Source organism: Paracoccus sanguinis (genome assembly GCF_012689545.1).
GTDB lineage: Bacteria > Pseudomonadota > Alphaproteobacteria > Rhodobacterales > Rhodobacteraceae > Paracoccus > Paracoccus panacisoli.
Map to the genome: position 1 here is coordinate 2931265 of NZ_CP051542.1, position 25453 is coordinate 2956717.

The 25453-nt window shown below is 72.5% G+C and carries 20 protein-coding genes and 1 tRNA gene; 14 read left to right on the forward strand and 7 right to left on the reverse strand.

Features of this window, described 5'->3' with window-relative positions; translation table 11 throughout:
• Window positions 1-56: 56 nt before the first annotated feature.
• From HGN31_RS14035 to aroA, 3 genes are all read left to right on the forward strand, one after another.
• Window positions 57-1040 (forward strand): cation diffusion facilitator family transporter, encoded by a 984-nt coding sequence (locus HGN31_RS14035; protein ID WP_168783602.1) that lies wholly within the window; start codon window positions 57-59, stop codon window positions 1038-1040.
• Between the two features lie 96 nt (window positions 1041-1136).
• Window positions 1137-1832: a tRNA (guanine(46)-N(7))-methyltransferase TrmB gene (gene trmB / locus HGN31_RS14040; RefSeq protein WP_168783603.1), complete on the forward strand. Its 696-nt coding sequence runs from the start codon at window positions 1137-1139 to the stop codon at window positions 1830-1832.
• Between the two features lie 129 nt (window positions 1833-1961).
• The gene (aroA, locus tag HGN31_RS14045; RefSeq protein ID WP_168783604.1) at window positions 1962-3293 is read left to right on the forward strand and encodes a 3-phosphoshikimate 1-carboxyvinyltransferase; all 1332 of its coding nucleotides are present in this window, start codon (window positions 1962-1964) and stop codon (window positions 3291-3293) included.
• A gap of 15 nt (window positions 3294-3308) precedes the next feature.
• Here aroA and HGN31_RS14050 read toward each other — a convergent pair whose 3' ends face one another.
• The 4 genes from HGN31_RS14050 to HGN31_RS14065 all read right to left on the reverse strand — a co-directional run bounded on the left by HGN31_RS14050 (window position 3309) and on the right by HGN31_RS14065 (window position 10849).
• Window positions 3309-4871 (reverse strand): SAM-dependent methyltransferase, encoded by a 1563-nt coding sequence (locus tag HGN31_RS14050; protein WP_168783605.1) that lies wholly within the window; start codon window positions 4869-4871, stop codon window positions 3309-3311.
• Window positions 4872-4962: 91 nt separating this feature from the next.
• The gene (locus HGN31_RS14055) at window positions 4963-5916 is read right to left on the reverse strand and encodes an AEC family transporter (protein WP_168783606.1); all 954 of its coding nucleotides are present in this window, start codon (window positions 5914-5916) and stop codon (window positions 4963-4965) included.
• Between the two features lie 293 nt (window positions 5917-6209).
• Window positions 6210-8102 carry a propionyl-CoA synthetase gene (locus HGN31_RS14060; protein ID WP_168783607.1) on the reverse strand — a complete coding sequence of 631 codons (1893 nt, stop codon included), beginning with the start codon at window positions 8100-8102 and terminating at the stop codon, window positions 6210-6212.
• Between the two features lie 464 nt (window positions 8103-8566).
• On the reverse strand, window positions 8567-10849 hold the full coding sequence (locus HGN31_RS14065) for an NADP-dependent malic enzyme (protein WP_043133787.1): 2283 nt from the start codon (window positions 10847-10849) through the stop codon (window positions 8567-8569).
• A gap of 156 nt (window positions 10850-11005) precedes the next feature.
• Between HGN31_RS14065 and HGN31_RS14070 the strand changes: the two genes are divergently transcribed.
• The 9 genes from HGN31_RS14070 (at window position 11006) to HGN31_RS14110 (ending at window position 19794) form a co-directional block, all read left to right on the forward strand.
• A complete protein-coding gene (locus HGN31_RS14070) occupies window positions 11006-11398 on the forward strand; it encodes a cytidine deaminase (RefSeq protein WP_036705514.1) in 393 nt (130 codons plus the stop codon).
• Window positions 11398-12681: a thymidine phosphorylase gene (locus tag HGN31_RS14075; protein WP_043133788.1), complete on the forward strand. Its 1284-nt coding sequence runs from the start codon at window positions 11398-11400 to the stop codon at window positions 12679-12681. Before HGN31_RS14070 ends, HGN31_RS14075 begins: the two co-directional genes overlap by 1 nt.
• A 121-nt stretch (window positions 12682-12802) precedes the next feature.
• Entirely contained in the window at window positions 12803-13978 is a 1176-nt protein-coding gene (locus HGN31_RS14080; protein WP_168783608.1) for a phosphopentomutase, read from the forward strand.
• Window positions 13975-14955 carry an adenosine deaminase gene (locus HGN31_RS14085; RefSeq protein WP_168783609.1) on the forward strand — a complete coding sequence of 327 codons (981 nt, stop codon included), beginning with the start codon at window positions 13975-13977 and terminating at the stop codon, window positions 14953-14955. The genes HGN31_RS14080 and HGN31_RS14085 overlap by 4 nt, the downstream gene beginning before the upstream one ends.
• 86 nt (window positions 14956-15041) lie before the next feature.
• Complete coding sequence (upp, locus tag HGN31_RS14090) at window positions 15042-15677, forward strand: uracil phosphoribosyltransferase (protein ID WP_168783610.1); 636 nt, start codon at window positions 15042-15044, stop codon at window positions 15675-15677.
• A gap of 72 nt (window positions 15678-15749) precedes the next feature.
• Window positions 15750-17009: an SPOR domain-containing protein gene (locus HGN31_RS14095; protein WP_168783611.1), complete on the forward strand. Its 1260-nt coding sequence runs from the start codon at window positions 15750-15752 to the stop codon at window positions 17007-17009.
• Window positions 17010-17144: 135 nt separating this feature from the next.
• Window positions 17145-18167 (forward strand): hypothetical protein, encoded by a 1023-nt coding sequence (locus HGN31_RS14100; RefSeq protein WP_168783612.1) that lies wholly within the window; start codon window positions 17145-17147, stop codon window positions 18165-18167.
• An 887-nt stretch (window positions 18168-19054) separates the two neighbouring features.
• Window positions 19055-19130: transfer RNA gene (locus HGN31_RS14105), tRNA-Val, on the forward strand.
• A 211-nt stretch (window positions 19131-19341) separates the two neighbouring features.
• Window positions 19342-19794 carry an SOS response-associated peptidase family protein gene (locus HGN31_RS14110; RefSeq protein ID WP_168783613.1) on the forward strand — a complete coding sequence of 151 codons (453 nt, stop codon included), beginning with the start codon at window positions 19342-19344 and terminating at the stop codon, window positions 19792-19794.
• Between the two features lie 4 nt (window positions 19795-19798).
• On the opposite strand, the gene rarD is transcribed toward HGN31_RS14110, so the two are convergent.
• Window positions 19799-20704, reverse strand: a complete 906-nt coding sequence (gene rarD / locus HGN31_RS14115) for an EamA family transporter RarD (RefSeq protein WP_036702563.1) — start codon at window positions 20702-20704, stop codon at window positions 19799-19801.
• A 110-nt stretch (window positions 20705-20814) separates the two neighbouring features.
• Between rarD and HGN31_RS14120 the strand changes: the two genes are divergently transcribed.
• Both HGN31_RS14120 and HGN31_RS14125 read left to right on the forward strand, forming a co-directional pair.
• Window positions 20815-21630 (forward strand): TIGR00282 family metallophosphoesterase, encoded by an 816-nt coding sequence (locus tag HGN31_RS14120; protein ID WP_168783614.1) that lies wholly within the window; start codon window positions 20815-20817, stop codon window positions 21628-21630.
• A gap of 278 nt (window positions 21631-21908) precedes the next feature.
• Window positions 21909-23687 carry an SLC13 family permease gene (locus HGN31_RS14125; protein ID WP_168783615.1) on the forward strand — a complete coding sequence of 593 codons (1779 nt, stop codon included), beginning with the start codon at window positions 21909-21911 and terminating at the stop codon, window positions 23685-23687.
• On the opposite strand, the gene olsA is transcribed toward HGN31_RS14125, so the two are convergent.
• On the reverse strand, window positions 23684-24568 hold the full coding sequence (olsA, locus tag HGN31_RS14130; RefSeq protein WP_168783616.1) for a lyso-ornithine lipid O-acyltransferase: 885 nt from the start codon (window positions 24566-24568) through the stop codon (window positions 23684-23686). The two genes, HGN31_RS14125 and olsA, sit on opposite strands and share 4 nt — an antisense overlap.
• On the reverse strand, window positions 24565-25347 hold the full coding sequence (gene olsB, locus HGN31_RS14135; protein WP_168783617.1) for an L-ornithine N(alpha)-acyltransferase: 783 nt from the start codon (window positions 25345-25347) through the stop codon (window positions 24565-24567). The genes olsA and olsB overlap by 4 nt, the downstream gene beginning before the upstream one ends.
• Between the last annotated feature and the right edge of the window lie 106 nt (window positions 25348-25453).

Below are 25453 nucleotides of genomic sequence, written 5' to 3' on the forward strand. Positions count from 1 at the left end.
GCTCCGTCCGACGTCGCGCGGGTCGCGCTGCGTTCTGCCGCCCGAGGGCCGACCCCATGCCGCATGACCACACCCATCAAGGGCACGGCTCCCACGGGCACGGCCCCCACGCGCACGCCCACGGCGCCGAGGGCCTCGGGGACCGCGCGCTCCTCTGGGCGGTGGTCATCAACCTCGTGCTCACCGCGGCCCAGATCGGCGGCGGCCTCGTCGCCGATTCGGTCGCGCTGGTGGCGGACGGGGTGCACAATCTCTCGGACGCGCTGGCGCTGGTGCTGGCCTTCGGCGCCCGCCGCCTCGCCGCCCGGCCCGCGAGCCGGTCGATGACCTTCGGCTGGGGCCGGGCCGAGATCGTCGCGGCCTTCGTCAACTACCTCGCGCTGATCGCGGTGTCGGTCTGGCTGATGGTCGAGGCCGCGGGCCGCCTGGCCGACCCGCCGCCGGTCGCGGGCGGGGTGGTGATGGCGCTGGCAGGGCTGGCGCTGGTCGTGGACCTGGGCACTGCCTGGCTGACCGCGCGGCTGGCGCGCGAAAGCGTCAACATCCGCGCCGCCTGGCTGCACAACCTCGCCGATGCGGCGGTGTCGGTCGCGGTGCTGGTCGGCGGCGCGCTGATCCTCGTCTTTGGCTGGCGGCTCGCCGACCCGATCCTGACGCTGCTCATTTCGGTGGTGATCCTCTGGCACATCCGCGGCGAGATCGGCGGCGTGCTGCGGATGCTGCTGCTGGGCGCGCCCGACGGCGTGGACGACGCGGCGCTGCGCGCCGGCCTCCTGGCGCTGCCGGGGGTCGAGGGGCTGCACCACCTGCACCTGTGGCAGATCGACGAGCGCCGCGTCTCGGCCGAGATGCACCTCGTCCTCGCGCCCGACACCGACCCCTTCGCCGCCCGGGTCGCCGCCCGCCGGGTGCTCGCCACCCACGGCGTCCGCCACGCCACCATCGAGACCGAGACCGCCGAGACCGGCTGCGCCGAGGCGGGGACCGGGGCCGACCCCCACGACCACAACCACGACCACCCCCACGACCACGACCGCTGACCCCGCCCGCATCGCGCTTGACCTCGCGCCCGCGGCGCGGCATCGCCCCGGACCAACGATCCGGCCACGCGCGACCTGGCCATGAAGGACCCGGCCATGAGCGACTTCGACCCCACCCCCCCGCACCGCAACTTCTACGGCCGCCGGCACGGCAAGACCCTGCGGCAGAGCCAGAAGGGCTACCTCGCCGACGACCTCGGCACCCTGCGCCCGCGCGGCATCACGCTGGACGAGAACCCCGCCCGCACCCCCATCGACCCCGCCGCGATCTTCGGCGATGACCGGCCGGTCTGGCTCGAGGTCGGCTTCGGCGGCGGCGAGCACATGGTGGCGATGGCCGCGCGCTACCCCGAGATCGGGATCATCGGCTGCGAGCCGTTCATCAACGGCGTCGCCATGCTGCTGGGCAAGATCCGCGCGGCGGGCGTCTCCAACGTCTCGGTCCACCCGGGCGATGCGCGCGACCTAATGGACGTGCTGCCCGACGCGTCCGTGGCGCGGGCGTTCCTCAACTATCCCGACCCGTGGCCCAAGGCCCGCCACCACCGCCGCCGCTTCGTGACGCCCGAGCATCTGGTCCCGCTCTACCGCGTCATGGCGCCGGGGGCCGAGTTCCGCGTGGCGACCGACATCCCCGACTACATGCGCCAGACCCTCGAGGAGGTGCCGAAGGCCGGCTTCACCCTCGTCTCGGACGGCCCCGTGGCGTGGGACGACTGGCATTCCACCCGCTACGAGCAGAAGGCCCTGCGCGAGGGGCGGGTGCCGCATTACGCGACCTTCCGCCGCTGACGGGAACGCCCCAAGGGAACGCCGCTTCCGCGGCGTGCCTCCGGCGGGGATATTTGGGCAAGAAAGAAGGGGCGTGGCATTGCCCCCGCCGGCACGGTAACGCTGTCGGCCAACGTCAGGAGGCCGCTCATGTCACATTCCGCCGAACCCCACCCGCTCACCGCCCGCCGCGGCGGCCCGCTGACCGGCGCGGCGCTCGTGCCCGGCGACAAGTCGGTGAGCCACCGGGCGCTGATCCTCGGCGCGCTGGCGGTGGGCGAGACGCGGATCACCGGCCTGCTCGAGGGGCAGGACGTGCTCGACACCGCCAGCGCCATGCGCGCCTTCGGCGCCGATGTGACCCGCGTGGGCGAGGGCGAGTGGCTCGTCCACGGCGTCGGCGTCGGCGGCTTTGCCGAGCCGGCGGGCGTGATCGACTGCGGCAACTCGGGGACCGGGGTCCGGCTCATCATGGGCGCCATGGCCACCACCCCGATCACCGCCACCTTCACCGGCGACGCGAGCCTCTCGCGCCGGCCGATGCGCCGCATCACCGATCCCTTGGCCCTGTTCGGGGCTCAGATCACCACGCGTGAGGGCGGGCTGCTGCCGGTCACCATCCGCGGCGCAGCCGAGGCGCTGCCGGTCCGCTACGCCACCCCCGTCGCCAGCGCGCAGATCAAGTCGGCGGTGCTGCTCGCGGGGCTGAATGCCCCCGGCGAGACCGTGGTGATCGAGGCCGAGCCGACCCGCGACCACACCGAGCGGATGCTGGCGGGCTTCGGCGCGCAGATCACCACCGAGGTCACGGACGAGGGCCGGGTCGTCACCCTGACCGGCCGCCCCGAGCTTGAGGCCCAGCCCGTCGCCGTGCCGCGCGACCCGTCCTCGGCGGCCTTTCCCGTCGCCGCCGCGCTTCTGGTGCGGGGGTCCGAGATCACCGTGCCGGGGGTCAGCCGCAACCCGACCCGCGACGGGTTCTACGTCACCCTGGCCGAGATGGGCGCCGACCTGACCTGGTCCGACGACCGCCTCGAGGGGGGCGAGCCGGTCGCCGACCTGACCGTGCGCCACGGCCCCTTGCGCGGCGTCGCCGTGCCGGCCGAGCGGGCGGCGAGCATGATCGACGAGTTCCCGATCCTCGCCGCGCTCGCCGCGCGGGCCGAGGGTACCACGGTCATGCACGGCGTGGCCGAGCTGCGGGTCAAGGAAAGCGACCGCATCGCCGCGATGGCCGACGGCCTGCGCGCCAACGGCGTCCGGGTCGAGGATACCGCCGACAGCCTGACCGTTCACGGCAGCGCGGCGGTGCCGGGCGGGGCGACGGTCGCCACCCACCTCGACCACCGCATCGCTATGAGCTTCCTCGTCCTCGGCCTCGTCAGCGACGCGCCGATCACCGTCGATGACGGCGGCCCGATCGCCACCAGCTTCCCCGACTTCCTGCCGCTGATGCGGCGGCTCGGCGCCGACATCGGCTGAACCGGGGCGCGGGGGTCAGGCCCGCACCGCCTCGATCAGCGCAAGGTCGGTGCGGCTGCCCGGGATGGCGCGCCGCAGCGTGACCTCGCGCAGCGCGAACCCCGCCGCCACCAGCTCGGCCTCAAGGTCGCCGCGCGTCCCGTGCGGCGCGTCGGGGTCCACCACCCGCCCCTCGGACAGCGGCCACAGCGCGTCGCTGCCCGGCACCAGATCGACGGTCAGGACCAGCAGCCCGCCGGGCCGCAGCAGCGCCGCGATCCGGTCGATGGCCGCGCGCCGCACCTCGGCCGGCAGATGCTCGACCACGCTCACCGAGCAGGCGGCGTCGAAGGGGGCGGCGCCCTCCAGCGCCTCGACCGGCGCGTTGACCGAGATGATGCGGGGGTCGAGCGCGCCGTAGTCGAGAAACCCCCACTCGGTCCAGCGGCTGCGGTCGGCGGGGTTGCGGTGCAGCGGATGCGGGTCGCAGGTGGTCACGGAGGCGCCGATCCCGGCCAGCCACAGCGGCAGCACCGAGACGCCCGACCCGACCTCGAGCACCCGTGCCCCCCCGGTATGGCGCAGCCGCGCCGCGACCCACGGGTATTCCAGCGTGCGGATCACGGTCGCGGGAAAGAACCTCAGCCGGTCGCGGCTTAGCGCCACAAGCGCCGTGAGCAGCTCTGGCGTCGGCGTCGCGGCCAGCCCCCAGGCCAGCGCGCCGGGGCCGATGTCATGCGGGTTCGCCGTGCCCCCGCCCGCGGCCCGCAGCCGCGCCGTGGCGGCCGTCAGCGGGGCGTCGATCCAGTCCACCCCGATCGCCCTCGGCAACCCGTCCTCAGCCACGCGGTCGTGGTAGTGGATGATCTGCGGGGCGACCGGAGCCCGCCCGGCATAGGACTCCACCGGCAGGTTGGTGGTCAGGTTGTGCGCGACCCCCAGCGGCGAGAAGCCGAGCCCCAGCTCCTCCATCGCCAGCGCGAAGCCGAGCTGGTCGGCGTGCAGGGTGAAGCGGCCGAGCAGCCCGGCCTGCCCGAGGCACCAGCGCGTCCAGCGTGGCCACGCCTCGGCCAGCGCGTCCGCCGCGCCGTGCTGGAGGAGGTAGAGCCCGCCGTTGCAATTGAGCGGATGGGTCCGCTCGTCGTCGTTGAAGGCGGGGGCGACGAGCGGCGGCAAAGCTCGGCCCGAGGCCGCCCACAGCTGGGCGAGCAGCGGCGCGGGCGGGTTCGCACGGTCCACGATCTTGGCCCGCACCGGGGCCTCGTCGAAAAACCCGCGCGGATCGGCCAGCACCAGCAGGTCGGCATCGCAGAGGATCACCCGGCGGGCCGCGCGGATCTCGGGCGTCTCGAGCTGGCGCAGCTTGTTCGACCACGCCGCCGGCCCCTCGCCGAAGGCGGCGACCGGGTGGATCTCGGCCCCGAGCCGGCGCAGCGGGTCGAAGCGTGGGTCGTCGGCAGGCTGGTCCACCACGTGGACGAGGATGCGGTTCTCGGCATCCGCGACGAAGCCTGCCGCCCTGAGCGAGGTGAGAAGCGTCACCGCCTGGGTCAGGAACTTCGGGGCCCGATCGACGACGCAGGACAGGATCAGGGACATCGGCGGCCTATCGGACGGGCAGGGGGGCAGCTGTAGTCCAAGCTCTGCCACGCGCGCCCTGCGCCGTCCATCGCCCGCGGCGGCCCTTTGTTCAGACGGGCAGCACGGCCGCTGCCAGCGCCGCGGCAAGCGGGATCGCCAGCCCCGCCAGCAGCGTCTGCAGCGCGATGATCGAGGCCATCAGCCGCGCGTCCCCGCCCAGTTGCCGCGACAGGATATAGCTCGAGGAGGCCGTGGGCAGGCTGTGGAACAGCACCGCCACCAGCGCCGCCGGACCGCCCAGACCGGCGGCGAGACAGGCCGCGACGGTGATCGCCGGCAGCAGCACGAACTTCACCGCCGAGGCCGCGAGCGTCGGCGCGAGGTCGCGGCTGAGCGTGCCAAGTTGCAGCGCCGCGCCGACGCACATGAGCCCCATGGGCAGCGCCGCCTGTCCCAGCGCCCGCAGCGTGCCGTCGATCCCCGGCGGCAGCCCGAGCCCGGTGGCCTGCAACGCCCCGCCCACCGCGCAGGCGAGGACGAGCGGGTTCGTCGCCACCTGCCGCAGCACCAAACCCAGTCCCCGCCCCAGCCCCCGTCGCGCGCCACCGTAGCGGGCGAAGACCAGCACCGACAGCACGTTGACGGTCGGCACGATGGCGGCGTTGGCGACCGCAGCGAGGGCGGTGCCCTCGGCCCCGTAAAGCCCGGTGGCGAGCATCACGCCGACGTAGTTGTTGAAGCGCACGGCGCCCTGAAAGACCGAGGTGAAGCCCGGGTCATCGACCGCCACGAGCCGTCGGCCCGCGACCACCAGCGCCGCGGTCAGCACCACCGCGCCGACCAGCACCGCGAAGATCCGCGCCACCGGCACCCCGCTCATGTCCGCGGTGGCGAGCCCGTGGACGAAGAGCGCGGGCAGCAGGACGTAGTAGCTGAGCCACTCCGCCGGGCCCCAGAACCCCTCGGGCATCAGCCCCCGCCGCCGCAGCCCCCAGCCGAGCGCGATGAGCAGCCCGGCCGGCGCCAGCGCGGCGATGACGGCGGTGGTGGTGGCTACCGCCATGATGTCGGTGTGGTCATGGCGCCTCTCCCCGGCCCGCTCCCCGCCTCGGTAGGCCGGTAGGGGCAGGGTGGCAAGGCGGGGCCGGGGTGGGGTTCAGGCAAGGGGGGCAGTGACGCCCTTCAGCGGCGGTCGTACGTCAGCCGGGGCCAACGCGATCCCGCGCCGGGTGACATGCCCAGCTTCTTTCTGGCTCAAATACCCGTCGACGCTCGCCACAGCCCGGAAGACGAGCAATGTCCCCGGCGCGGCCCATCAAGCCGCGCCGACACCCGTGCCCGCGACGCAGGCCCCGATCAGGCCTGCGCCAGACCCGCGCCCTTGAGCGCCGAGCGGATCTCGTCGAGCACCGCAGGGTCCTCGATCGTCGCCGGCATCTTGAACGTCTCGCCGTCGGCGATCTTGACCATCGTGGCGCGCAGGATCTTGCCCGAGCGGGTCTTCGGCAGCCGGTCCACGACGATCGATTCCTTGAACGCGGCCACCGGGCCGATCCGGTCGCGGACCATCTTGACCACGTCCTTGCGGACCTTGTCGGCCTCGCCCTCCATGCCCTTCTTGAGCACCAGGAACCCGAGCGGCATCTGCCCCTTGAGGCTGTCGGCCACCCCGATCACCGCGCATTCCGCAACCGCGGGGTGCGAGGACAGCACCTCCTCCATCGCGCCGGTCGAGAGCCGGTGCCCGGCCACGTTGATCACGTCATCGGTGCGGGCCATGATGTAGAGGTAGCCGTCCTCGTCCAGCATCCCCGCATCGCCCGTCTCGTAATAACCGGGGAAGGTGGTGAGGTAGGATTTGCGGAACCGCTCTTCGGCGTTCCACAGCGTCGGCAGCGTGCCGGGCGGCAGCGGCAGCTTGACGGCCACCGCGCCCAGCGTGCCGGGGGCCACGGGATGGCCGGCCTCGTCGAGGATCGCCACCTCGTAGCCCGGCATCGGCACCGAGGGGCTGCCGTGCTTCACCGGCAGCGTCTCGATCCCGAAGGGGTTCGCGGCGATCGCCCAGCCGGTCTCGGTCTGCCACCAGTGGTCGATCACCGGGACGGCCAGATGCTCCTCGACCCATTTCACCGTGTCGGGGTCGCCGCGCTCACCGGCCAGGAACACCGCCTTGAGCGACTTGAGGCTGTAGTCCTTGATAAAGGTGCACTCCGGGTCCTCGCGCTTGACGGCGCGGATCGCGGTGGGGGCAGTGAAGAAGGTCTTGACCTTGTGGTTCTGGATGATGCGCCCGAAGATCCCCGGATCGGGGGTGCCCACGGGCTTGCCCTCGAACACGATGGTCGTGGCCCCGCGCAGCAGCGGGCCGTAGCAGATGTAGCTGTGACCGACGACCCAGCCCACGTCGGATGCGGCCCAGAACACCTCGCCCGGGTCGATCCCGTAGATGTTCTTCATCGTCCAGTTCAGCGCCACGCAATGCCCCGCGGTGTGGCGCACGACCCCCTTGGGCTGGCCGGTCGTGCCCGAGGTATACAGGATGTAGTGCGGGTGGTTGCCCTCGACCGGCACGCACTCGGCCGGCTCGACCCCGAACTGGAAGCTGTGCCAGGCCACGTCGCGGCCCTCGATCAGCTCGGCCACCTCCTGCTCGCGCTGGAAGATCACGCAGAACTCGGGCTTGTGGGTGGCCTCGTCGATGGCCCGGTCGAGCAGCGGCTTGTAGTGCACCACCCGCCCCGGCTCGAGCCCGCAGGAGGCCGCGATGATCGCCTTGGGGGTGCAGTCGTCGATCCGGACCGCCAGCTCGTGCGCCGCAAACCCCCCGAACACCACCGAGTGGGTGGCGCCGAGGCGCGAGCAGGCCAGCATCGCCTCGAGCGCTTCGGGCACCATCGGCATGTAGATGATGACCCGGTCGCCCTTCTCGATCCCCTTGGCGCGCAGCGCCCCGGCGAGGCTCGCCACGCGGGTCTGCAGGTCCTTGTAGGTGATGCCGCGGTAGGAGTGGGTGATCGGGCTGTCGTGGATGATGGCAAGCTGATCGCCGCGCCCGGCCTCGACGTGGCGGTCGACCGCGTTCCAGCAGGCGTTCAGCACCCCGTCCGCGAACCATTCGTAAAGCGGCGCGCGGTCATCGAAGAGCGCCTTCGACGGCGGCTTGATCCAGTCGATTCCCTGCGCGGCCTGCATCCAGAACGCCTCGGGGTCGTTCTTCCACGCAGAATAGACGTCCTGATAACCCATATGACTCGCTCCCCCCGGTCTCGTGCCGCGACCAACTGCGGCAGAATTCTAACAAGAATATTTCTGGGGACGAGCGCAAGGGCGGCGGATTGCCGCTGCCCTCGTGCCGGGGGTGTGCGGGCGAGTGCGAGGGTGGGCGCCTCCCGCTGGCTGTTGCCGTCAGGCGGTGGGAAGAGCCTTGGAAGGGCTCGGGCGGCGACCCTCGTCTGCCCCTAGGAGCGCGTCGCGCGCGGTGGGGCAGGCGTTACTGTAGGGGGAGTGTCTCGCCGCCCGGGCCACGATCTCGTCGGCTCGCACCGATGCACTTCGGAGAAAAGGCCGCCGCCGAAGCCGGAACCGGAAGGCGATCTGCTCGCCTAACGGCCGATCCGGTCAGCGCCCAGCGGGCCGCGGGGACCAGCCCCGCAAGGCAACGAACGCTGGCCGGCAACGGAAAGCGGGACGATCCCCGCCCGCCCCCGGCCTCACCCGTAATGCGCCACCGGAGTCCCCGCCAGCGCCGAGATATTGAGCAGCCCACGCGCGGTGATCGAGGGCGTCACGATATGCGCCTTGTTCCCCATCCCCATCAGGATCGGCCCGACCTCGAGCCCGCCGGCGCGGGTCTTCAGCACGTTCCTGACCGCCGAGGCCGCGTCGGTGCCCGCAAACACCAGCACGTTCGCCGCCTCGTCCCCCAGCCGCGACGAGGGCAGCAGCCGCGCCCGCACCGCGGGGTCGAGCGCCGCATCCACGTGCATCTCGCCATCGTAGTTGAAATCCGCCTCGCGGCTGGCCAGCAGGTCCATCGCGTCGCGCATCTTGCGCCCCGAGGGGGTGTCGAGGTTGCCGAACTGCGAATGGCTGCAGAGCGCGATCCGCGGCGTCAGGCCGAAGCGGCGGACGTGGCGGGCGCAGCCGACGACGGTCTCGTAGACCTCTTCCGGCGTCGGGTCGTGGTGCACCTGGGTGTCGGCCACGAACAGCGCCCCCTGGTCCTGGATCAGCATCGAGAGCGCGCCGACCGGGTGCAGCCCGCCGCGGGCGAGGATCTCGCGGACGTATTTCAGATGCCACGAATACTGCCCGAAGCAGCCGCAGATCAGGCTGTCGGCCTGGCCGCGGTGGACCATGATCCCGCCGATGGCGGTGGTGTTGGTGCGCATGATCGCGCGGGCGATGTCGGGGGTCACGCCGCGCCGGGCCATCAGTCCGTGATACGTCTCCCAATAGTCGCGGTAGCGGGCGTCGCTCTCGGGGTTGACGATCTCGAAATCGACCTCGGGGCGGATCGGCAGGCCGGCGCGTTCGGCGCGGCGCGCGATCACCTCGGGGCGGCCGATCAGGATCGGCACGTCGTCGCCCTCCTCGAGGATCGCGTTGGCGGCGCGCAGCACCCGCTCGTCCTCGCCCTCGGCATAGACGATGCGGCGGGTGGCCTGTTTCGACGCCTCGAACACCGGCCGCATGATCATCGCCGAGCGGAACACCGACCCGTCGAGCGCGCGCTTGTAGGCGTGGATGTCGGGCAGGGGACGGGTGGCGACGCCGGTCTCCATCGCCGCGCGGGCGACGGCGGTGGCGACAACGCCCATCAGCCGCGGGTCGAAGGGCTTGGGGATCAGGTAGTCGGGGCCGAAGGTCAGCCGCTCGCCGCGATAGGCGGCCGCGGCTTCCGCCGAGGTGGTGGCGCGCGCCAGCGCCGCGATCCCCTCGATGCAGGCGAGCTGCATCGCGTCGTTGATCTCGGTCGCGCCCACGTCCAGCGCGCCGCGGAAGATGAAGGGAAAGCACAGGACGTTGTTGACCTGGTTGGGATAGTCGCTGCGCCCGGTGGCGATCACCGCGTCGGGCGAGACCGCGCGCACCTCGTCGGGCAGGATCTCGGGCGTGGGGTTGGCCAGCGCGAAGACGATCGGCCGCGGTGCCATCCGCGCCACCATCTCGGGCTTCAGCACCCCCGGTCCTGAGAGGCCGAGGAACAGATCCGCGCCGTCGATCACCTCGCCCAGCGTGCGCAGGTCGGTCGGCTGCGCATAGGCCGCCTTCTGCGGGGTCATGTCCTCGGTGCGGCCCTCGTAGACCACCCCGTGGATGTCGGCGAGCCACACGTTCTCGCGCCGCACCCCCAGCTTCAGCAGCATGTTGAGGCAGGCGATCCCCGCCGCCCCGCCGCCGGTCGAGACGACCTTGATGTCCTCGAACCGCCGCCCCGTCACCCGCAGCGCGTTGGTGGCGGCGGCGCCCACGACGATCGCGGTGCCGTGCTGGTCGTCGTGAAACACCGGGATGTTCATCGTTTCGCGGCACAGCTTCTCGACGATGAAGCACTCGGGCGCCTTGATGTCCTCGAGGTTGATCGCCCCGAAGGTCGGCTCGAGCGCGCGGACGATGGCGGCCAGCTTCTCGGGGTCGGGCTCGTTCACCTCGAGGTCGAAGCAGTCGATGTTGGCGAATTTCTTGAAGAGGACCGCCTTGCCCTCCATCACGGGCTTCGCGGCCGCCGCGCCGATGTTGCCAAGCCCCAGCACCGCCGTCCCGTTCGAGACCACCGCGACCAGGTTCGCTCGCGCCGTATAGCGCGCCGCGGTGGCGGGATCGGCCTTGATCTCGAGGCAGGCCTCGGCCACGCCCGGCGAATAGGCAAGGCTCAGGTCGCGGCCGTTGGCCAGCGGCTTCGTCGCCCGGATCTCGAGCTTTCCGGGCTTCGGCAGCTCGTGATAGTTCAGCGCCGCCTGCCGTGCCGTGTCCTGCCGCCGCTCGTCCATCGCATCCCCGCCCGGTTGGTCCTTTCCGCCGTCCTATCCCCGCCGACGTGGCGTCACAACCCGCCCGTCCCGCGCTTTCCGCCAGTCGAAACCCGCCGCTTGCACCTCGGGCAGGGCAGGGGGATGATGCCCCCCACGGCCAAAGGAGTCCCGCCCATGTCCCTCATCGACGCCGCCCGCCGGGTGCGCGAGACCGCCTACGCCCCCTATTCCGGCTTCAAGGTCGGTGCCGCGCTGCGCGCCCCCTCGGGTCGCATCTACGCCGGCTGCAACGTCGAGAACGTCGCCTACCCCGAGGGCACCTGCGCCGAGGCCGGCGCCATCGCCGCGATGGTGGCGGGGGGCGAGACCGAGATCACCGAGATCTGCGTGATCGCCGACAGCCCCCACCCGACGCCCCCCTGCGGCGGCTGCCGCCAGAAGCTGGCCGAGTTCGCGCGCGAGGGCACGCCGGTGCTTCTTGCCACGCTCGACGGCGAGACGCTGGCCACCACCGTGGGCGAGCTGCTGCCCGGCCGGTTCGCCGCCGGCCACATGGACCGCGCCTGATGTTCGACCCGCGCCCGATCATCGCCGCGGTGCGCGACGGGCGCGGCCTCGACGCGGCGGGCGCGGCCCGCATCGCCCGCGGCCTCGCCGACGGCAGCGTCAGCGACGCCCAGGCCGGCGCCTTCGCCATGGCGGTTCTGACCCGCGGCCTCGGGCCCGAGGGGCGGGCCGCGCTGACCCGCGCGATGCGCGATTCCGGCCGAGTGCTGGCGTGGGACCTGCCCGGCCCCGCGGTCGACAAGCACTCGACCGGCGGCATCGGCGACGTCACCTCGCTGATCGTGGCCCCCCTCGTCGCCGCCTGCGGCGCCTATGTCCCGATGATCTCGGGCCGCGGCCTCGGCCACACCGGCGGCACGCTCGACAAGCTCGAGGCGATCCCCGGCTTCCGCACCGACCTTGACGAGGCCGCCTTCCGCCGCGTTGTCGCGGACGTCGGCTGCGCCATCGTCGCGGCCTCGGCCGACCTCGCCCCCGCCGACCGCCGCCTCTACGCCATCCGCGACGAGGCCGCGGCGGTCGAGACCATCGACCTCATCACCCCCTCGATCCTGTCGAAGAAACTGGCGGCCGGGCTTGGCGGGCTGGTGCTCGACGTCAAGTCCGGCTCGGGCGCCTTCCTGACCGACCCGCAGGCCGCCCGCGACCTGGCCCGCGCGCTGGTCGACACCGCCAAGGACGCCGGCTGCCCCACGGTGGCGCTCATCACCGACATGGACCAGCCGCTCGCCCGCGCCGCCGGCAACGCGGTCGAGGTCGCCGCCGCCCTCACCGTCCTGCGCGGCGACCCCGGCGAGGAACCGCTCCGCGACCTCTCGCTGGCGCTCGCGGCCGAGTGCCTGCGCGTCGGCGGGATCCCCGACGCCGAGGCCCGCGTGGCCCAAGCCCTCGCCTCGGGCGAAGCGGCCGAGCGCTTCGCCCGCATGGTCGCGGCGCAGGGCGGCCCGGCCGACGTGCTGACCGCCCCGCTGCCCACCGCCCCGGTGATCCGCGACATCCCCGGCCTGCGCGGCGAGGGCACCCATGTCGCCCGCATCGACGCGACCGCGCTCGGCCACGCCGTCCTCGCGCTGGGCGGCGGCCGCATCCGCGCCGGCGCCCCCATCGACCCCGCCGTGGGCCTGACCGACCTCGCCCGCCTGGGCGAGCCCGCCGCTCGCCTCGGCCGCGTCCACGCGGCCTCCGAGGCCGACGCCGAGGCTGCCATCGCCGCCGTCCAGACGGCCTACAGGCTCGGCCCCCCGACCGACCCCGGCCCGCTGATCCGCGAGCGCCTGACATGACCGCCCCCTGCGCGCCGCCGGCCCCGCACGACCCCGCCTTCTTCTTGACCCAAATATCCTGGGGGGGGCGGCCCATGGCCGGCGGGGGCAAAGCCCCCCCACCCGACGCACGAGACCCCGCATGACCCGCGCCTTCCTCATCGTCCTCGACAGCGTCGGCATCGGCGGCGCCCCCGACGCCGACCGCTTCGCCTCGGGCGGCGTCCCCGACACCGGCGCCAACACCCTGGGCCACATCCTCCGCGACCGTGGCCTCGCCACGCCGACGCTCGACGCGCTCGGCCTGCGCGCCGCCCTCGCGCTCGCCAACGGCCAGCCCTGGGACGGCCCCGCCCCGCAGGGCCTCTGGGCCGCGGCGACCGAGACCTCCTCGGGCAAGGACACCCCCTCGGGCCACTGGGAACTGGCCGGCGTGCCGGTGCCGTGGGACTGGCACAGCTTCCCCGACACGCACCCCGCCTTCCCCCCCGAGCTCTCGGCCCGCATCGCGCAGCTCGCGGGGACCGAGGGCATCCTCGGCGACTGCCACGCCTCGGGGACCGAGATCATCGACCGGCTGGGGGCCGAGCACCTTCGCACCGGCTGGCCCATCGCCTACACCTCGGTCGACAGCGTGGTGCAGATCGCTGCGCATGAAGAGGCGTTCGGCCTCGACCGCCTCATCACCCTCTGCGAGGCGCTCGCCCCCAGCGTCCACGCGATGCGCGTGGGCCGGGTCATCGCCCGCCCCTTCACCGGGACCGAAGGCGCCTTCCACCGCACCCCGAACCGGCGCGATTTCGCCATCGCGCCCCCCGCCGACACGATCCTCGACCTGGCCAAAGGCGCGGGCCGCACCACCCACGCCATCGGCAAGATCGGCGACATCTTCAGCCACCGCGGCATCACGCGGCTGCACAAGGGCAAGTCCGACGCCGACCTCGCCGACCATTTGATCCGCCTCGGGCGTGAGGCCGAACCCGGCAGCCTGACCTTCGCCAATTTCGTCGAGTTCGACAGCCTCTACGGCCACCGCCGCGACGTGGCGGGCTACGGCGCGGCGCTCGAATGGTTCGACGGCGTGGCCGCGCGCTTCCTCGCCACGCTGGGGCCGGGCGACCTCGCGATCTTCACCGCCGACCACGGCAACGACCCGACCTGGGCCGGCACCGACCACACGCGCGAGCGCGTCCCGGTGCTCGGCTGGGGCACGCCGCCCCACGCCGCGGGCCTCATCGCCTATGCCGACGTGGGCGCCACGGTCGCGGCCCATCTCGGCATCCCCGCCCCCGCGCATGGCCGCAACGTGCTGCCATGATCCCCAAGATCGAACTGCACCTCCACCTCGAGGGCGCCGCACCCCCCGCGCTGATCCGCAGCCTCGCCGCCGAGAAACGCCGCGATCTCGGCCCGATCTTCGCCCCCGACGGCCGCTACCGCTGGACCGACTTCGCCGACTTCCTGCGCGTCTACGAGGCCGCCACCGCCGTCCTCGACGGCCCCGAGGACTACGCCCGCCTGCTCGCCGTGGTGCTGGAAAACTGCGCCGAGCAGGGCGCGATCTACGCCGAGCTCTTCGTCTCGCCCGCGTTCTGCGGCGGCGGCGACCTGACCGCCTGGCGCGAGCACGTCGCCGCCTGGTCCGAGGTCGCCGCGGGGATGGAGGCCCAGGGCATCGCCAGCCGCGGCATCGTCACCCCCATCCGCCACCTCGGCCCCGACCGCGCCCGCGCCTCCGCCCGCTGCGCCGCCGAGACGGCAGGCGAGGGCGGGCAGGGCTGGATCGCCGGTTTCGGCCTCGCCGGCGCCGAGACCGTCGGCCACCCGCAGGATTTCGCCTGGAGCTTCGACTGCGCCCGCGAGGCCGGGCTCGGCCTCACCTGCCACGCCGGCGAGTGGCGCGGCCCCCAGTCGGTGCGTGACGCCCTCTCCCTCGGCGTCACCCGCCTCGGCCACGGCGTCCGCGCCATCGAGGACGCCGCCCTCGTCCGCGACCTCGCCGAGCGCGAGGTCACGCTCGAAGTCTGCCCCGGCTCGAACATCGCCCTCGGCCTCTACCCCGACTGGCCGTCCCACCCCATCGCCCGGCTCGCCGACGCCGGCTGCCGGGTCACCGTCTCGACCGACGACCCGCCGTTCTTCGACACCACGCTCACGCGCGAATACGACCGCCTCGCCGGGGCCTTCGGCTGGGGCGAGGCCGAGTTCGCGCGGATGAACCACTGGGCCCTCGACGCGGCCTTCTGCGACGCGGCGACCCGCGCCCGCCTGCGCCAGCGGCTTCCCGCGCCATGACCCGATCGTTCGCATGAACTGTGCATGAACGCTGCATGAACCTTGCACGAACATCAGACCGTTTTCACACCGCTGCCGAGGCCCCCATGAGCACCCAACATATCACCGTCGTCACCCACCCGCTGGTCCAGCACAAGCTGACCCTGATGCGCGACAAGGCGACCTCGACCGCCAGCTTCCGCCGCCTGCTGCGCGAAATCTCGCTCCTGCTCGCCTACGAGGTGACGCGCGAGCTGGAACTGACGACGACCACCATCGAGACCCCGCTCTGCACCATGCAAGCCCCTCTTCTGGAAGGGAAAAAACTGGCGCTGATCTCGATCCTGCGGGCCGGGAACGGGCTGATGGACGGGATTCTGGAGCTGATTCCCGCCGCCCGCGTGGGCTTCATCGGCCTCTACCGCGACCCCGAGACGCTGCAGCCGGTGCAGTATTATTCCAAGGTGCCGAACGCGCTCGACGCGCGCATGGTGATCGTCGTGGACCCGATGCTGGCCACCGGTAACTCCTCCGTCGCCGCCATCGACCTGCTCAAGGCGCAAGGCGCGAAAAACCTTAGATTTCTGTGCCTTCTGGCCTCTCCCGAAGGGGTGGCGCGGATGGCCGAGGCGCATCCCGACGTGCCCATCGTGACTGCCGCGCTGGACGAGCGGCTCGACGATCACGGCTACATCGTGCCGGGCCTGGGCGATGCCGGCGACCGGATGTTCGGCACGAAATAGGGCTGCGTTAACCCGGCCTTAGCGCGCCGGGCGTAATCCTGCCCGAACGGCGATTCGGCTGTGGGAGTGGCGATGCGCATCACCGGTTTTTCCGCCCTGGCGGTCCTCGCCGCAGTGGCCCTGCTGGCGCTGCCCCCGCCCGTCCACGCAGCCGGCGGCGCCCACGACGCCGCGCCCGCCGCGGGCGAACACGCCGCCGCCGAACCCGCGGCCGAGCGGGTCGTGACCGTGCCCGAAGGCCCGCTGCGCAGCCCCGACATCCCGCCCGAGGAGCTCGCCGACCGCGCCCCCGCCGAAGTCCCGCCCCCCGGCTTCACCGCGGCGCAATACATTGATTCGCAAGGCTGCGTCTTCGTGCGGGCCGGTGGGGGCTGGGCCGCGCGCATCGCCCGCGACGGCTCGGCGATCTGCGGCTATCCGCCCACGCTCTCGGCCCGCCGCACCGATCCTGACCGCCCTCCGACGCTCTTCGCGCCACCCGAGGAGCCCCGCGCCCAGCGGATCGAGCGCGTCTTGACGGAAACCATCGTCCCCAACCTCATCGAGGGCGAACTGGTGACCCCGCCCGCCGCGCCGCACCCGCTGGCGTCATCGGCGGCGGGCGATGCGCCGAGCGTGGCGGCCGTGGACAACCAACCCCCGGCCGCCACCGTGGCGACCGATCCGAAAGGCTCGCCCGAAAACGGCGGCCCCGTGGTGGCGCCCTCCCCCGGCCCCGCCAAGCCCGCCGACCCCCTCGGCCTCTCGGCCCTCGTGCGCGAGGCGAGCGTCGTGACCGCGCCGGACCCATCGCGCCGCCACGCACGGCTTTGCGCCCTCACCGGCGCCGCCGCCGCCCCGCAGCCCGGCATCGGCGGCGCCACCGCGCTCGGCTTCTGCGGCCCTGCGTCGGTCAGCCTGTCGCCACAAGCCCGCCCCGGGACGCCCGCACCAAGCCGGGCGAGGGTTGCCACCGCCGCCTCTGCGCCCCCTCTGGCCGCGCGCGGCGCCAGACCGTCCCGGTCCGCCGCCACGCCGAAAGCGCCGCGCCAACCGGCCACGGCATCCCCCCGCGCGGCCACCGAGCGACGCACGACGACCGCGGTGCGGCATGGGGCCGAGCCGATGATTCCCCCCGGCGCGCGCTACGTCCAGATCGGCGCCTTCCGCGACGCTGGGAACGCAGCCCGCACCGCGCGGCGTGTCTCCGACCTCGGCCTCCCCGTCGCCCGTTCGCTGCAGGGACAGACGCAGCTCATCATGGTCGGCCCGCTGACCGGCCGCGAGGCCGTGGTGCGCGCGCTCGACCGCGTCCGCCGCGCCGGGTTCCGCGACGCCTACGCGCGGCGGTGAGCCAGACGCGGGGTCGGGGCTCGCCGCACGTCCGATGCTGTCTGCCGCAGCCCCCCGTTCGCGCGGGGACTGGACGCGACGATCAGGATCGCCACAATCGTTTCAGTCAATCTGCAGCAGGGGCGTGCCCGCAACGTGACCGCACTGACCCAGTTCGAGCGGCTCGAGGCGCCGGGTGTCTGGAGGGCCGCGCCCGGCGCCCGGCTGCGCGACATCGTCGTCTCCTTCGGCGACGCCTCGCTGATCCTGCGCGATCCGCGCTCGGAAGAGCCGCTGTCGCACTGGTCACTGCCCGCCGTCACCCGCCTCAACCCCGGCCAGATGCCCGCCATCTTCGCCCCCGGCGACGCCGCGCAGGACGAGGTGGTCGAGATCGACGACCGTCTGATGGTCGAAGCGATAGAGCGCGTCCACACCGCGATCCTCGCCAGCCGCCCACGCCCCGGACGGCTGCGCGGCGCATTGATCTGGTCCACCCTCGGGGCACTGGCGCTGGCGGCGGTCATCTGGCTGCCCGGCGCCGTCATGGCCCACGCCGCCCGGATCGCGCCGCCCGCCCAACGCACCGCGGTCGGGATGGAGCTTTTGTCCGACATGAGCCGGACCGCCGGTCAGCCCTGCGACCGGGCGGCCGGCGCGGCCGTGCTCGACCGTCTGTCGGCGCGGCTGCTCGGGCCGGGCGGGCGGATCGTCGTTCTGCCCGCCACCCTGCGCGGCGCCCGGGCACTGCCGGGACGGATAGTGGTGATCGGCGACGACATGATCGCCGGCGCCCCGGGGCCCGAGGTGGCGGCCGGCCACGTCCTCGCCGCCGACGTCGCCGCGGCGGCGTTCGATCCGCTCGGCGAGGTTATCCAAGCCGCCGGGCTTCGCGCGGCCGTCGAGATGCTGGTCACCGGCGCGCTGCCCGAGGCGGCGGTCGCCGGTCAGGGCGCAGCGCGCCTCCTCGCCCCCGCGCCTCGCCCCGATGACGAGGCGCTGCTGTCCCGGCTGGAGACCGCCGGCGTTTCCAGCCAGCCCTACGCCCGCTCGCTGGACCCGAGCGGCGAGACGGTCCTCACCCTGATCGAGGCCGACCCCTTCCGCACCACCGCGCCGCAAGAGCCGCTGATGAGCGGGGGAGAGTGGGTGCAGTTGCAGCAAATCTGCGCTGGGTGAGGGAGACTACGCTGATCCTTGAAGGGGGCTAAGAGCGGTCCGTGGCCGGTGTTCTTGGCGTGGTGAGCTTGCCAGGGTCGTTGATCAAACCAGCTTTGGAGTGTCGGCGTCCGCGTGCGTCACTCGCGAGGGTCAGTTCAACGGGTGGCTGCCCGCTGGTCCTGAGATAGAATTGCACGACCCTGCGGCGGTCACTGAGGCTCGTCCGCAGTACAGCGTGCAGGTCAGTATTTCGCCGGCACGCCGGTTCCGCCCCCCGCTGGCATATTTCTCTCGGCTAACGAACTGGCGAAAACGGGGCAGGGCCGCCCCCGTTGGCGTCAGTCAGGGACACTCTCCGGCTCGCGATCACGACTCACGGGCGGATCGCCATGGATCGATCAAGGAACGGCCGGTCGCTCGCGAAGCCGCTTATGCAATTCGGCTATTCGCCGCGACGTCAATACCAGTCGCTCGGCAGTTTTCAGCTTGGAAGACGGCCTTCGGTCCGGCGTATGCGCCCGCACACCAGAATTTGCCGCTCAACGTCGCTAGCTAAGCTTGACCCATCCACGCAGTATCTGCGCACCGCCCGCGATCCCGGGGTGACGAACATCCGCAACACCGCCTCGCCGCACTGGCCACGGTGGTGCGGGCGACGCCGAAGCGCTCGGCCAGGTCGATCTCGTCGGGCAGGGCCGGGCGGGAACTCGCCGGCCTGGATGCGGGTCAGGAGGTCGGCCTTGATGGTGCGGTAGCTGGTGGTCGTGGGCGGCATCGGCGAACCATCCGGGGCGGCTGGAGGGCCAAGCATAGGGCTTTCCCGACGCCCGGCAATCGCCCTTGCCGAACGGGCGCCGCCCTGCGCGCTTGCGCGCACCAGCTTGGCGCCGCATAAGCGGCGGCGCGGGCGGTTAGCTCAGTTGGTAGAGCGCTTCGTTTACACCGAAGATGTCGGGGGTTCGAGCCCCTCACCGCCCACCATGCCGCCACCCCGCACCGGGCCAGGGAGGCCGCGCCGGATGTGCAACCTCTACACCCACCGCCGCCCGCAAGAGGCGATGCGCCAGCTCTTTGCCGGGCTCGACGACCGCGGCGTGAACCTCGCCCCTGCGGATTTTTACCCCGACCAGCGCGCCCCGATCATTCGCCGCGCGGCGGATGGGGGCTGGCGCTGGCGCTCGCCCGCTGGGGGATGCCGTCACCGCCGCAGTATCTGCGCACCGCCCGCGATCCCGGCGTCACGAACATCCGCAACACCGCCTCCCCCCACTGGCGCCGATGGCTCGGCCCCGCGCATCGCTGCCTCGTGCCGCTGACCGCCTTTGCCGAGCCATCCGGCGCCGGCCGGGGCAACCAGTGGTTCGCCCTCTCCGACGACCGGCCGGCGTTCTTCGCCGGGATCGAGACCCGCGGCTGGCGCTCGCTGCGCAAGGTCCGGGACGGCGAGACGGTGGACGACCTCTTCGCCTTCCTCACCACCGCCCCGAACGCCGAGGTCGCCGCCGTGCACCCCAAGGCGATGCCGGCGATCCTGACCACGCCCGCGGACTGGCAGGCCTGGATGGGGGCCGACTGGGCCGAGGCGCGCCACCTGCAGCGCCCGCTGCCGGACGGGGCGCTGCGCCTGATCGACCCGCCGGGCTGAGCCGTCAGCGCATCCCGTCGTTGCGCCGCCGGCGCCGGATCAGCGTCGCGGTGTAGATGGCGAGCGCCGCCCAGATCAGCGGGAATGCGATGCGGCTGACGCCGGTGAACGGCTCGTGGAAGACCAGCACCGCCGTCAGGAACACCATCGTCGGCGCGATGTACTGCAGCACCCCGATCGTGGACAGCCGGATCAGCTTGGCCGCGTTGGCGTAAAGCATCAGCGGCACGGCGGTGATCGCGCCGCTGCCGATCAGCATCAGCGTGTCGTGCCAGTTGGCGCCGAAATGCCCTTCGCCGCGCGCCGCGAGCCACAGCACATAGGCCAGCGCCGGCAGCGACAGGATCAGCACCTCGACCGTGAACCCCTCGTTGGCGGGCAGGGGCAGGCTGCGCTTGCAATAGGCGTAGATCCCCCAGCTCAGCGTCAGGCCGATCGCCACCAGCGGCAGCCCGCCGGCCGAGAACGTGAGCAGCAGCACCGCGATCACCGCGAGCGAGATGGCCGCAAGCTGCGCCCGCGTCAGCCGCTCGCCCAAAAGCGCGGCGCCGAGCGCGATCGAGAACAGCGGGTTGATGTAATAGCCGAGCGCCGCCTGCAGCGCCCGGTCATGGGTCACCGCCCAGACGTAGATCAGCCAGTTGATCGAGATCAGCACCGCCGTCAGCGCCGCCATCCGCACCAGCCGCGGCTGGCGCAGGGTGCCGACGACCGTCCCGAGCCCGCCCTTGACCGCCAGCACCGCCGCCGCGATGGGCAGCGACCAGAGCACCCGGTGGGCGATGATCTCGGTCGCCGGGATATGCGCCATCTCGCGCATGTAGAGGGGCAGGAACCCCCAGATGAGATAGGTGGCAATGGCGAGTGCCAGGCCCCGGGGCGAGTCGGTCTGGGTGTCGGGCGCGCGCATGGCCGCTCTCTAGCCCGCGGCGTCGGCAGGCGCCATCGGGGATGACGCACCGCGCGCCGCCCGCGGCCCGCGGGCTTGAGAAGCGGGCCGGAACCGGCTAGCGAGCCTCCATGCGGATCTTGTTTCTCGGCGATGTCATGGGCCGGGCCGGGCGGCGGGCCATCGCCGAGCGGCTCGAGCCGCTCAAGGCGCGGCTCAGGGCCGACTTCACCATCGTGAACGGCGAGAACGCCTCGGGCGGGATGGGCCTGACCGCGCCGCACGCGAAACTGCTGCTCGAGGCGGGGGCCGACGTGGTGACGCTGGGCGACCACGCCTTCGACCAGAAGGACATGATGGCCTTCATCGACAGCGAGCCGCGCATCCTGCGGCCGCTCAACTTCGCGCGCGAGGCGCCGGGCCGCGGGGCGCGGGTCTATGCCGACCGGCGCGGGCGCAAGGTGCTGGTGACCCAGGCGCTCGGGCAGGTGTTCATGAAGCGGCCCTTCGACGACCCGTTCAGCGCCGTCGATGCGGTGCTGCGCACCCATGTCCTCGGCGGCGGGGTGCAGGCCGCGGTGGTGGATTTCCACGCCGAAGCGACCAGCGAGAAGATGGCGATGGGCCACTGGTGCGACGGCCGGGCGAGCCTCGTCGTCGGCACCCACACCCATGTGCCGACCGCCGACACGACCGTGCTCGGGCGCGGCACGGCCTATCAGTCCGACGCCGGTATGTGCGGCGACTACGACAGCATCATCGGGATGCAGAAGGACGAGCCGATGCGGCGCTTCCTGACCGGCATGGCGCAGGGCCGCTTCGTCCCGGCCGAGGGCGAGGCCACGCTCTCGGGCGTGCTGGTGGTCACCGACGACCGCACCGGCCTCGCGCAGTCGGTCGAGCCGGTGCGCGAGGGCGGACGCCTGAGCCCCACCCCCGCGGCCTGAGCGGCGCCCCGTCCGGCGCACGGCTGCCCCCGCGGGCACCCGCCGACCGCCAGACCGTGCGCGGCGCCCCCGCCCCCCTGAGCACACCACCCCCCACCTCGGGCTGGACCCAAATATCCCCGCCGGAGGCGGCCCGGCCTTGCCACCCGCGCGGCGCCGCGGCCACGCGCCGCGCTGACCCGGCGTCGCGGGCACGCGCCCCGCGCTTGCGGGCCGGGGCGACATGAGGCAACCCTGCGCCGAACCGCCCGCGCGCGGGCCAAGGTCAAGAGGCGTCGATGTTCGGGATAGCGCTCGGCGGGCAGACCGCGGCGATCACCACGCTGGTCATCGTCGCCGTGATGTTCGTGCTCTTCATCCGCGAGGACAAGCCGCCCGAGGTCATCGCGCTCGGCACCGCCGCGCTGATGCTCGTCCTGGGCCTGGTGCCGCTCAAGGACGCGACGGAGGTCCTGTCGAACAACGCGCCCTGGACCATCGCCTTCATGTTTATCATCATGGGCGGCCTGCTTCGGACCGGGGCGCTCGACCAGGTCAGCCGGATGGTCGCGGCCCGGGCAGGAGAGCGGCCCATCGCCACGATCGCGGCGATGTTCGTCTTCGTCTCCCTCGCCTCGGCGATCATGAACAACACGCCGGTGGTCGCGGTGATGATCCCGATCGTCATCCAGGTCGCCAAGCGGGCCGGCATCTCGGCCTCGAAGCTGTTGATGCCGCTGAGCTATTTCACCGTGATGGGGGGGATGATCACCCTCATCGGCACCTCGACCAACCTGCTCGTGGACGGGGTCGTGCGCTCGAAGGGGATGGAGCCGTTCGGCATCTTCGACATCGCCCCGGTGGGCATGGCGGTGACCCTCGCCGGGGGTGCCTTCATCGCGCTGGTCGGCTGGCGGCTCCTGCCCGACCGCGGCTCGATGGCGTCGTTCCTGACCGACCGGGCGCAGATGAAGTACTTCACCGAGGTCGCCATCCCCGCCGACAGCGGCATCGTCGGGATGAACGTCAACGAGGTGAAGATGTTCAAGCGCGAGGCGGTGCGGGTGATCGACGTCCTGCGCGGCGACGCCTCGCTGCGCCGCGACATGGCCAACGTGGTGCTCGAGCCCGGCGACCGGGTGGTGATCCGGTCCGAGATGGCCGACCTGCTCGAGATGCAGCAGAACAAGGACCTGCGCGCGCTCGACAAGCTGAGTTCGGTGCAGACCGAGACGGTCGAGGTGCTGATCTCGCCCGGCGCCCGGATGATCGGCCGCCGGCTGGGCGATCTGCGCCTGCGCCGCCGCTACGGCGTCTACGCCATCGCCGCGCATCGCCGGAACCAGAACATCGGCCGCCAGCTCGACGACCTCGAGGTGCGGGTCGGCGACACGCTGATCCTCGAGGGCGCGCCCGAGGACATCGCGCGCCTTGCCGCCGACATGGACCTCGTGGACGTGAGCCACCCGACCACCAAGCCGTTCCGCCGCAAGCACGCGCCCATCGCCACCGCCTGCCTTCTGGGCGTGGTGGTGCTGGCCGCCTTCGACGTGGCGCCGATCATGGCGCTGTCGTTCCTCGCCGCCTCGATCATTCTCATCAGCGGCTGCGTCGATCCCGACGAGGCCTTCGGCTTCGTCGAGGCGCGGCTGCTCGCCATGATCTTCGCCATGCTAGCGATCGGCGAGGCGCTCGATTCGACTGGCGCGGTCAAGCTGATCGTGGACCAGATCTCGCCGCTGCTGGCGGGGCATTCGCCGTTCTGGACGCTGGTGACGGTGTATTTCCTCGGGCTGATCCTGACAGAGCTGCTCTCGAACAACGCCGTGGCGGTGATCCTGACCCCCATCGCCATCGAGCTGGCCCAGCAGCTCAACCACGATCCGCGGGCCTATGTGGTGGCGGTGATGTTCTCGGCCTCGGTCGCCTTTGCGACCCCGATCGGCTATCAGACGCACATGATGGTTTACGGGCCGGGGGGCTACAAGTTCACCGACTTCATGCGGCTCGGCATCCCGCTCGACATCGTGACCGGCGTGGTGGCCTGCCTGATGATCCCGCTGCTCTGGCCGCTCTAGGCGGCCGGGGCCGCGCGGCGCACCGCCGCCTCGGCGGCCGCGGCGAGGCTCTTGCGGTCATGCCCCGCGACCGGGATCGGCGGGTGCAGCGTCACCGTCACGTGCCCCTGCCGCGGCTGGGCCAGCACGGCCAGCAGATGCGGCCCCAGCGCCATGTCCCCCCACCAGCCGTAGAACGCGGGGTCGCGCCCCGGCGGTGCCGCATAGGCGGCGCTGACCGGCTGGATCGCCAGCCCCGCCGGCAGGTCGGGATCGAGGAAGGCCTGGAACAGCGTCGGCTTGAACGGCAGCACCCGCCGCCCGTCGGTCGAGGTGCCCTCGGGGAAGAACAGCAGCCGGTGCCCGGCCTGGGTGCGGGCGGCGAACTCGGCTGCCTGCTGGCGGGCGAGGCGGGGGTCGCGGGTGACGAAATGGGTGTTCGTCACCCGGGTCAGGATGTTGATCCCGGGCCAGCCCGCGACCTCGGCCTTGGACACGAAGAACAGCGGCGCCGCGGCGTTCAGCACGAGGATGTCGAGCCAGCTCGAGTGGTTCGCGACCATTGCGCCGGGGCCGCGCATCGGCGCCCCGACCCGCCGCCAGCCGATCCCGAGGCACCAGAGCGTCAGCCGGCAGACGCCCTGCACCCACGGCCCGGTGACCGGCCGCCGCGGGCCGGCGACCAACCGCTCGACCGCGCGCAGCGGTAGGATCAGCACGACCCCCGGCCCCAGCACCAGCAGCACCGCGACCAGCCGCACCGCGGCCAGCGCCCAGCCGAGCGGCCCGGGCCGGGGCAGCGGCGGTGGAGCTGCGCCGCGCCATGTCGCATCGGTGCCGCGCTCCGGGCGCGCGCGGGAGGCCGTGCCGGCGGGGGAGGGGGCGCGCTCGGGCGACCTCATTCCTCGCGCCGGCGGTCCTGATAGAAGCTGCGGTGCCGGTCCGACATGGCGGCGGTGTCCATCAGCAGGAACACGTCGGTGGTGTTGAACGCATGGTCGATCCACGCGCCCTCGCCGACCACCCCGCCGAGCCGCAGATAGGCCTTGATCAGCGCCGGCATCGCCGTCATCGCCGCCTTCCGGTCCAGCCCGGCCGCGGGGATCAGGTCCATGCGCGTGGCATTCGGCGGCCGCGCCGTGGCCCGCAGCTCGGGCGGGGCGAGGTGGTGGTGATGCAGCCACGCCAGCGCCGGGGCGAGCGCCTCGACGTCGGTGCCGTGAAAGCTCGCGACGCCGAACAGGATCTCGATCCCGTGGCCGAGCACATAGTCGGCCAGCGCGTTCCACAGCAGGAACATCCCGATCCCGCCGCGGAACTCGTCGGCCACGCAGGACCGCCCCAGCTCGACCAGCCGCCGCCCCGAGGCGCGCAGCGGGGCGAGATCGTATTCCTCGTCGCAGTAGAAGCGGCCGAAGCCCTCCGCCACCTCGCCGCGCAGCAGGCGGTAGACGCCGACGACGTGATCGCCCTCGGCCGGGTCGCGGCGGGTGTCGACGAGAATCAGGTGATCGACGACCGGATCCAAGTCATCCCGCTCGAGCCGCGCGGCGTGATCGACCAGCGGCCCGTCGCCGCCCAGCTCCTCGACGAACACGCGATAGCGCAGGCGCTGCGCCCCGCGCAGGTCGGCCTCGCTGGTGGCAAGCCGCGTTTCAAGCCAATTCGGCGCCCGGGTCACCACGCGCGCCCCGCAGCTGCCCGTTGTGGTTGCGCGGCAACCCGCCGGACCAACGTCGGGGATCGGCGGATTTCCGCTTGACACACCTTAGGGTTGCACGTCCACA

What these genes read in the sequence shown, in the direction of transcription:
- HGN31_RS14035 (WP_168783602.1), top strand. Translation starts at nt 57, where the DNA reads ATGCCGCATGACCACACCCATCAAGGGCACGGCTCCCACGGGCACGGC.
- trmB (WP_168783603.1), top strand. Translation starts at nt 1,137, where the DNA reads ATGAGCGACTTCGACCCCACCCCCCCGCACCGCAACTTCTACGGCCGC.
- aroA (WP_168783604.1), top strand. Translation starts at nt 1,962, where the DNA reads ATGTCACATTCCGCCGAACCCCACCCGCTCACCGCCCGCCGCGGCGGC.
- HGN31_RS14050 (WP_168783605.1), bottom strand. Translation starts at nt 4,871, where the DNA reads ATGTCCCTGATCCTGTCCTGCGTCGTCGATCGGGCCCCGAAGTTCCTG.
- HGN31_RS14055 (WP_168783606.1), bottom strand. Translation starts at nt 5,916, where the DNA reads ATGGCGGTAGCCACCACCACCGCCGTCATCGCCGCGCTGGCGCCGGCC.
- HGN31_RS14060 (WP_168783607.1), bottom strand. Translation starts at nt 8,102, where the DNA reads ATGGGTTATCAGGACGTCTATTCTGCGTGGAAGAACGACCCCGAGGCG.
- HGN31_RS14065 (WP_043133787.1), bottom strand. Translation starts at nt 10,849, where the DNA reads ATGGACGAGCGGCGGCAGGACACGGCACGGCAGGCGGCGCTGAACTAT.
- HGN31_RS14070 (WP_036705514.1), top strand. Translation starts at nt 11,006, where the DNA reads ATGTCCCTCATCGACGCCGCCCGCCGGGTGCGCGAGACCGCCTACGCC.
- HGN31_RS14075 (WP_043133788.1), top strand. Translation starts at nt 11,398, where the DNA reads ATGTTCGACCCGCGCCCGATCATCGCCGCGGTGCGCGACGGGCGCGGC.
- HGN31_RS14080 (WP_168783608.1), top strand. Translation starts at nt 12,803, where the DNA reads ATGACCCGCGCCTTCCTCATCGTCCTCGACAGCGTCGGCATCGGCGGC.
- HGN31_RS14085 (WP_168783609.1), top strand. Translation starts at nt 13,975, where the DNA reads ATGATCCCCAAGATCGAACTGCACCTCCACCTCGAGGGCGCCGCACCC.
- upp (WP_168783610.1), top strand. Translation starts at nt 15,042, where the DNA reads ATGAGCACCCAACATATCACCGTCGTCACCCACCCGCTGGTCCAGCAC.
- HGN31_RS14095 (WP_168783611.1), top strand. Translation starts at nt 15,750, where the DNA reads ATGCGCATCACCGGTTTTTCCGCCCTGGCGGTCCTCGCCGCAGTGGCC.
- HGN31_RS14110 (WP_168783613.1), top strand. Translation starts at nt 19,342, where the DNA reads ATGCCGTCACCGCCGCAGTATCTGCGCACCGCCCGCGATCCCGGCGTC.
- rarD (WP_036702563.1), bottom strand. Translation starts at nt 20,704, where the DNA reads ATGCGCGCGCCCGACACCCAGACCGACTCGCCCCGGGGCCTGGCACTC.
- HGN31_RS14120 (WP_168783614.1), top strand. Translation starts at nt 20,815, where the DNA reads ATGCGGATCTTGTTTCTCGGCGATGTCATGGGCCGGGCCGGGCGGCGG.
- HGN31_RS14125 (WP_168783615.1), top strand. Translation starts at nt 21,909, where the DNA reads ATGTTCGGGATAGCGCTCGGCGGGCAGACCGCGGCGATCACCACGCTG.
- olsA (WP_168783616.1), bottom strand. Translation starts at nt 24,568, where the DNA reads ATGAGGTCGCCCGAGCGCGCCCCCTCCCCCGCCGGCACGGCCTCCCGC.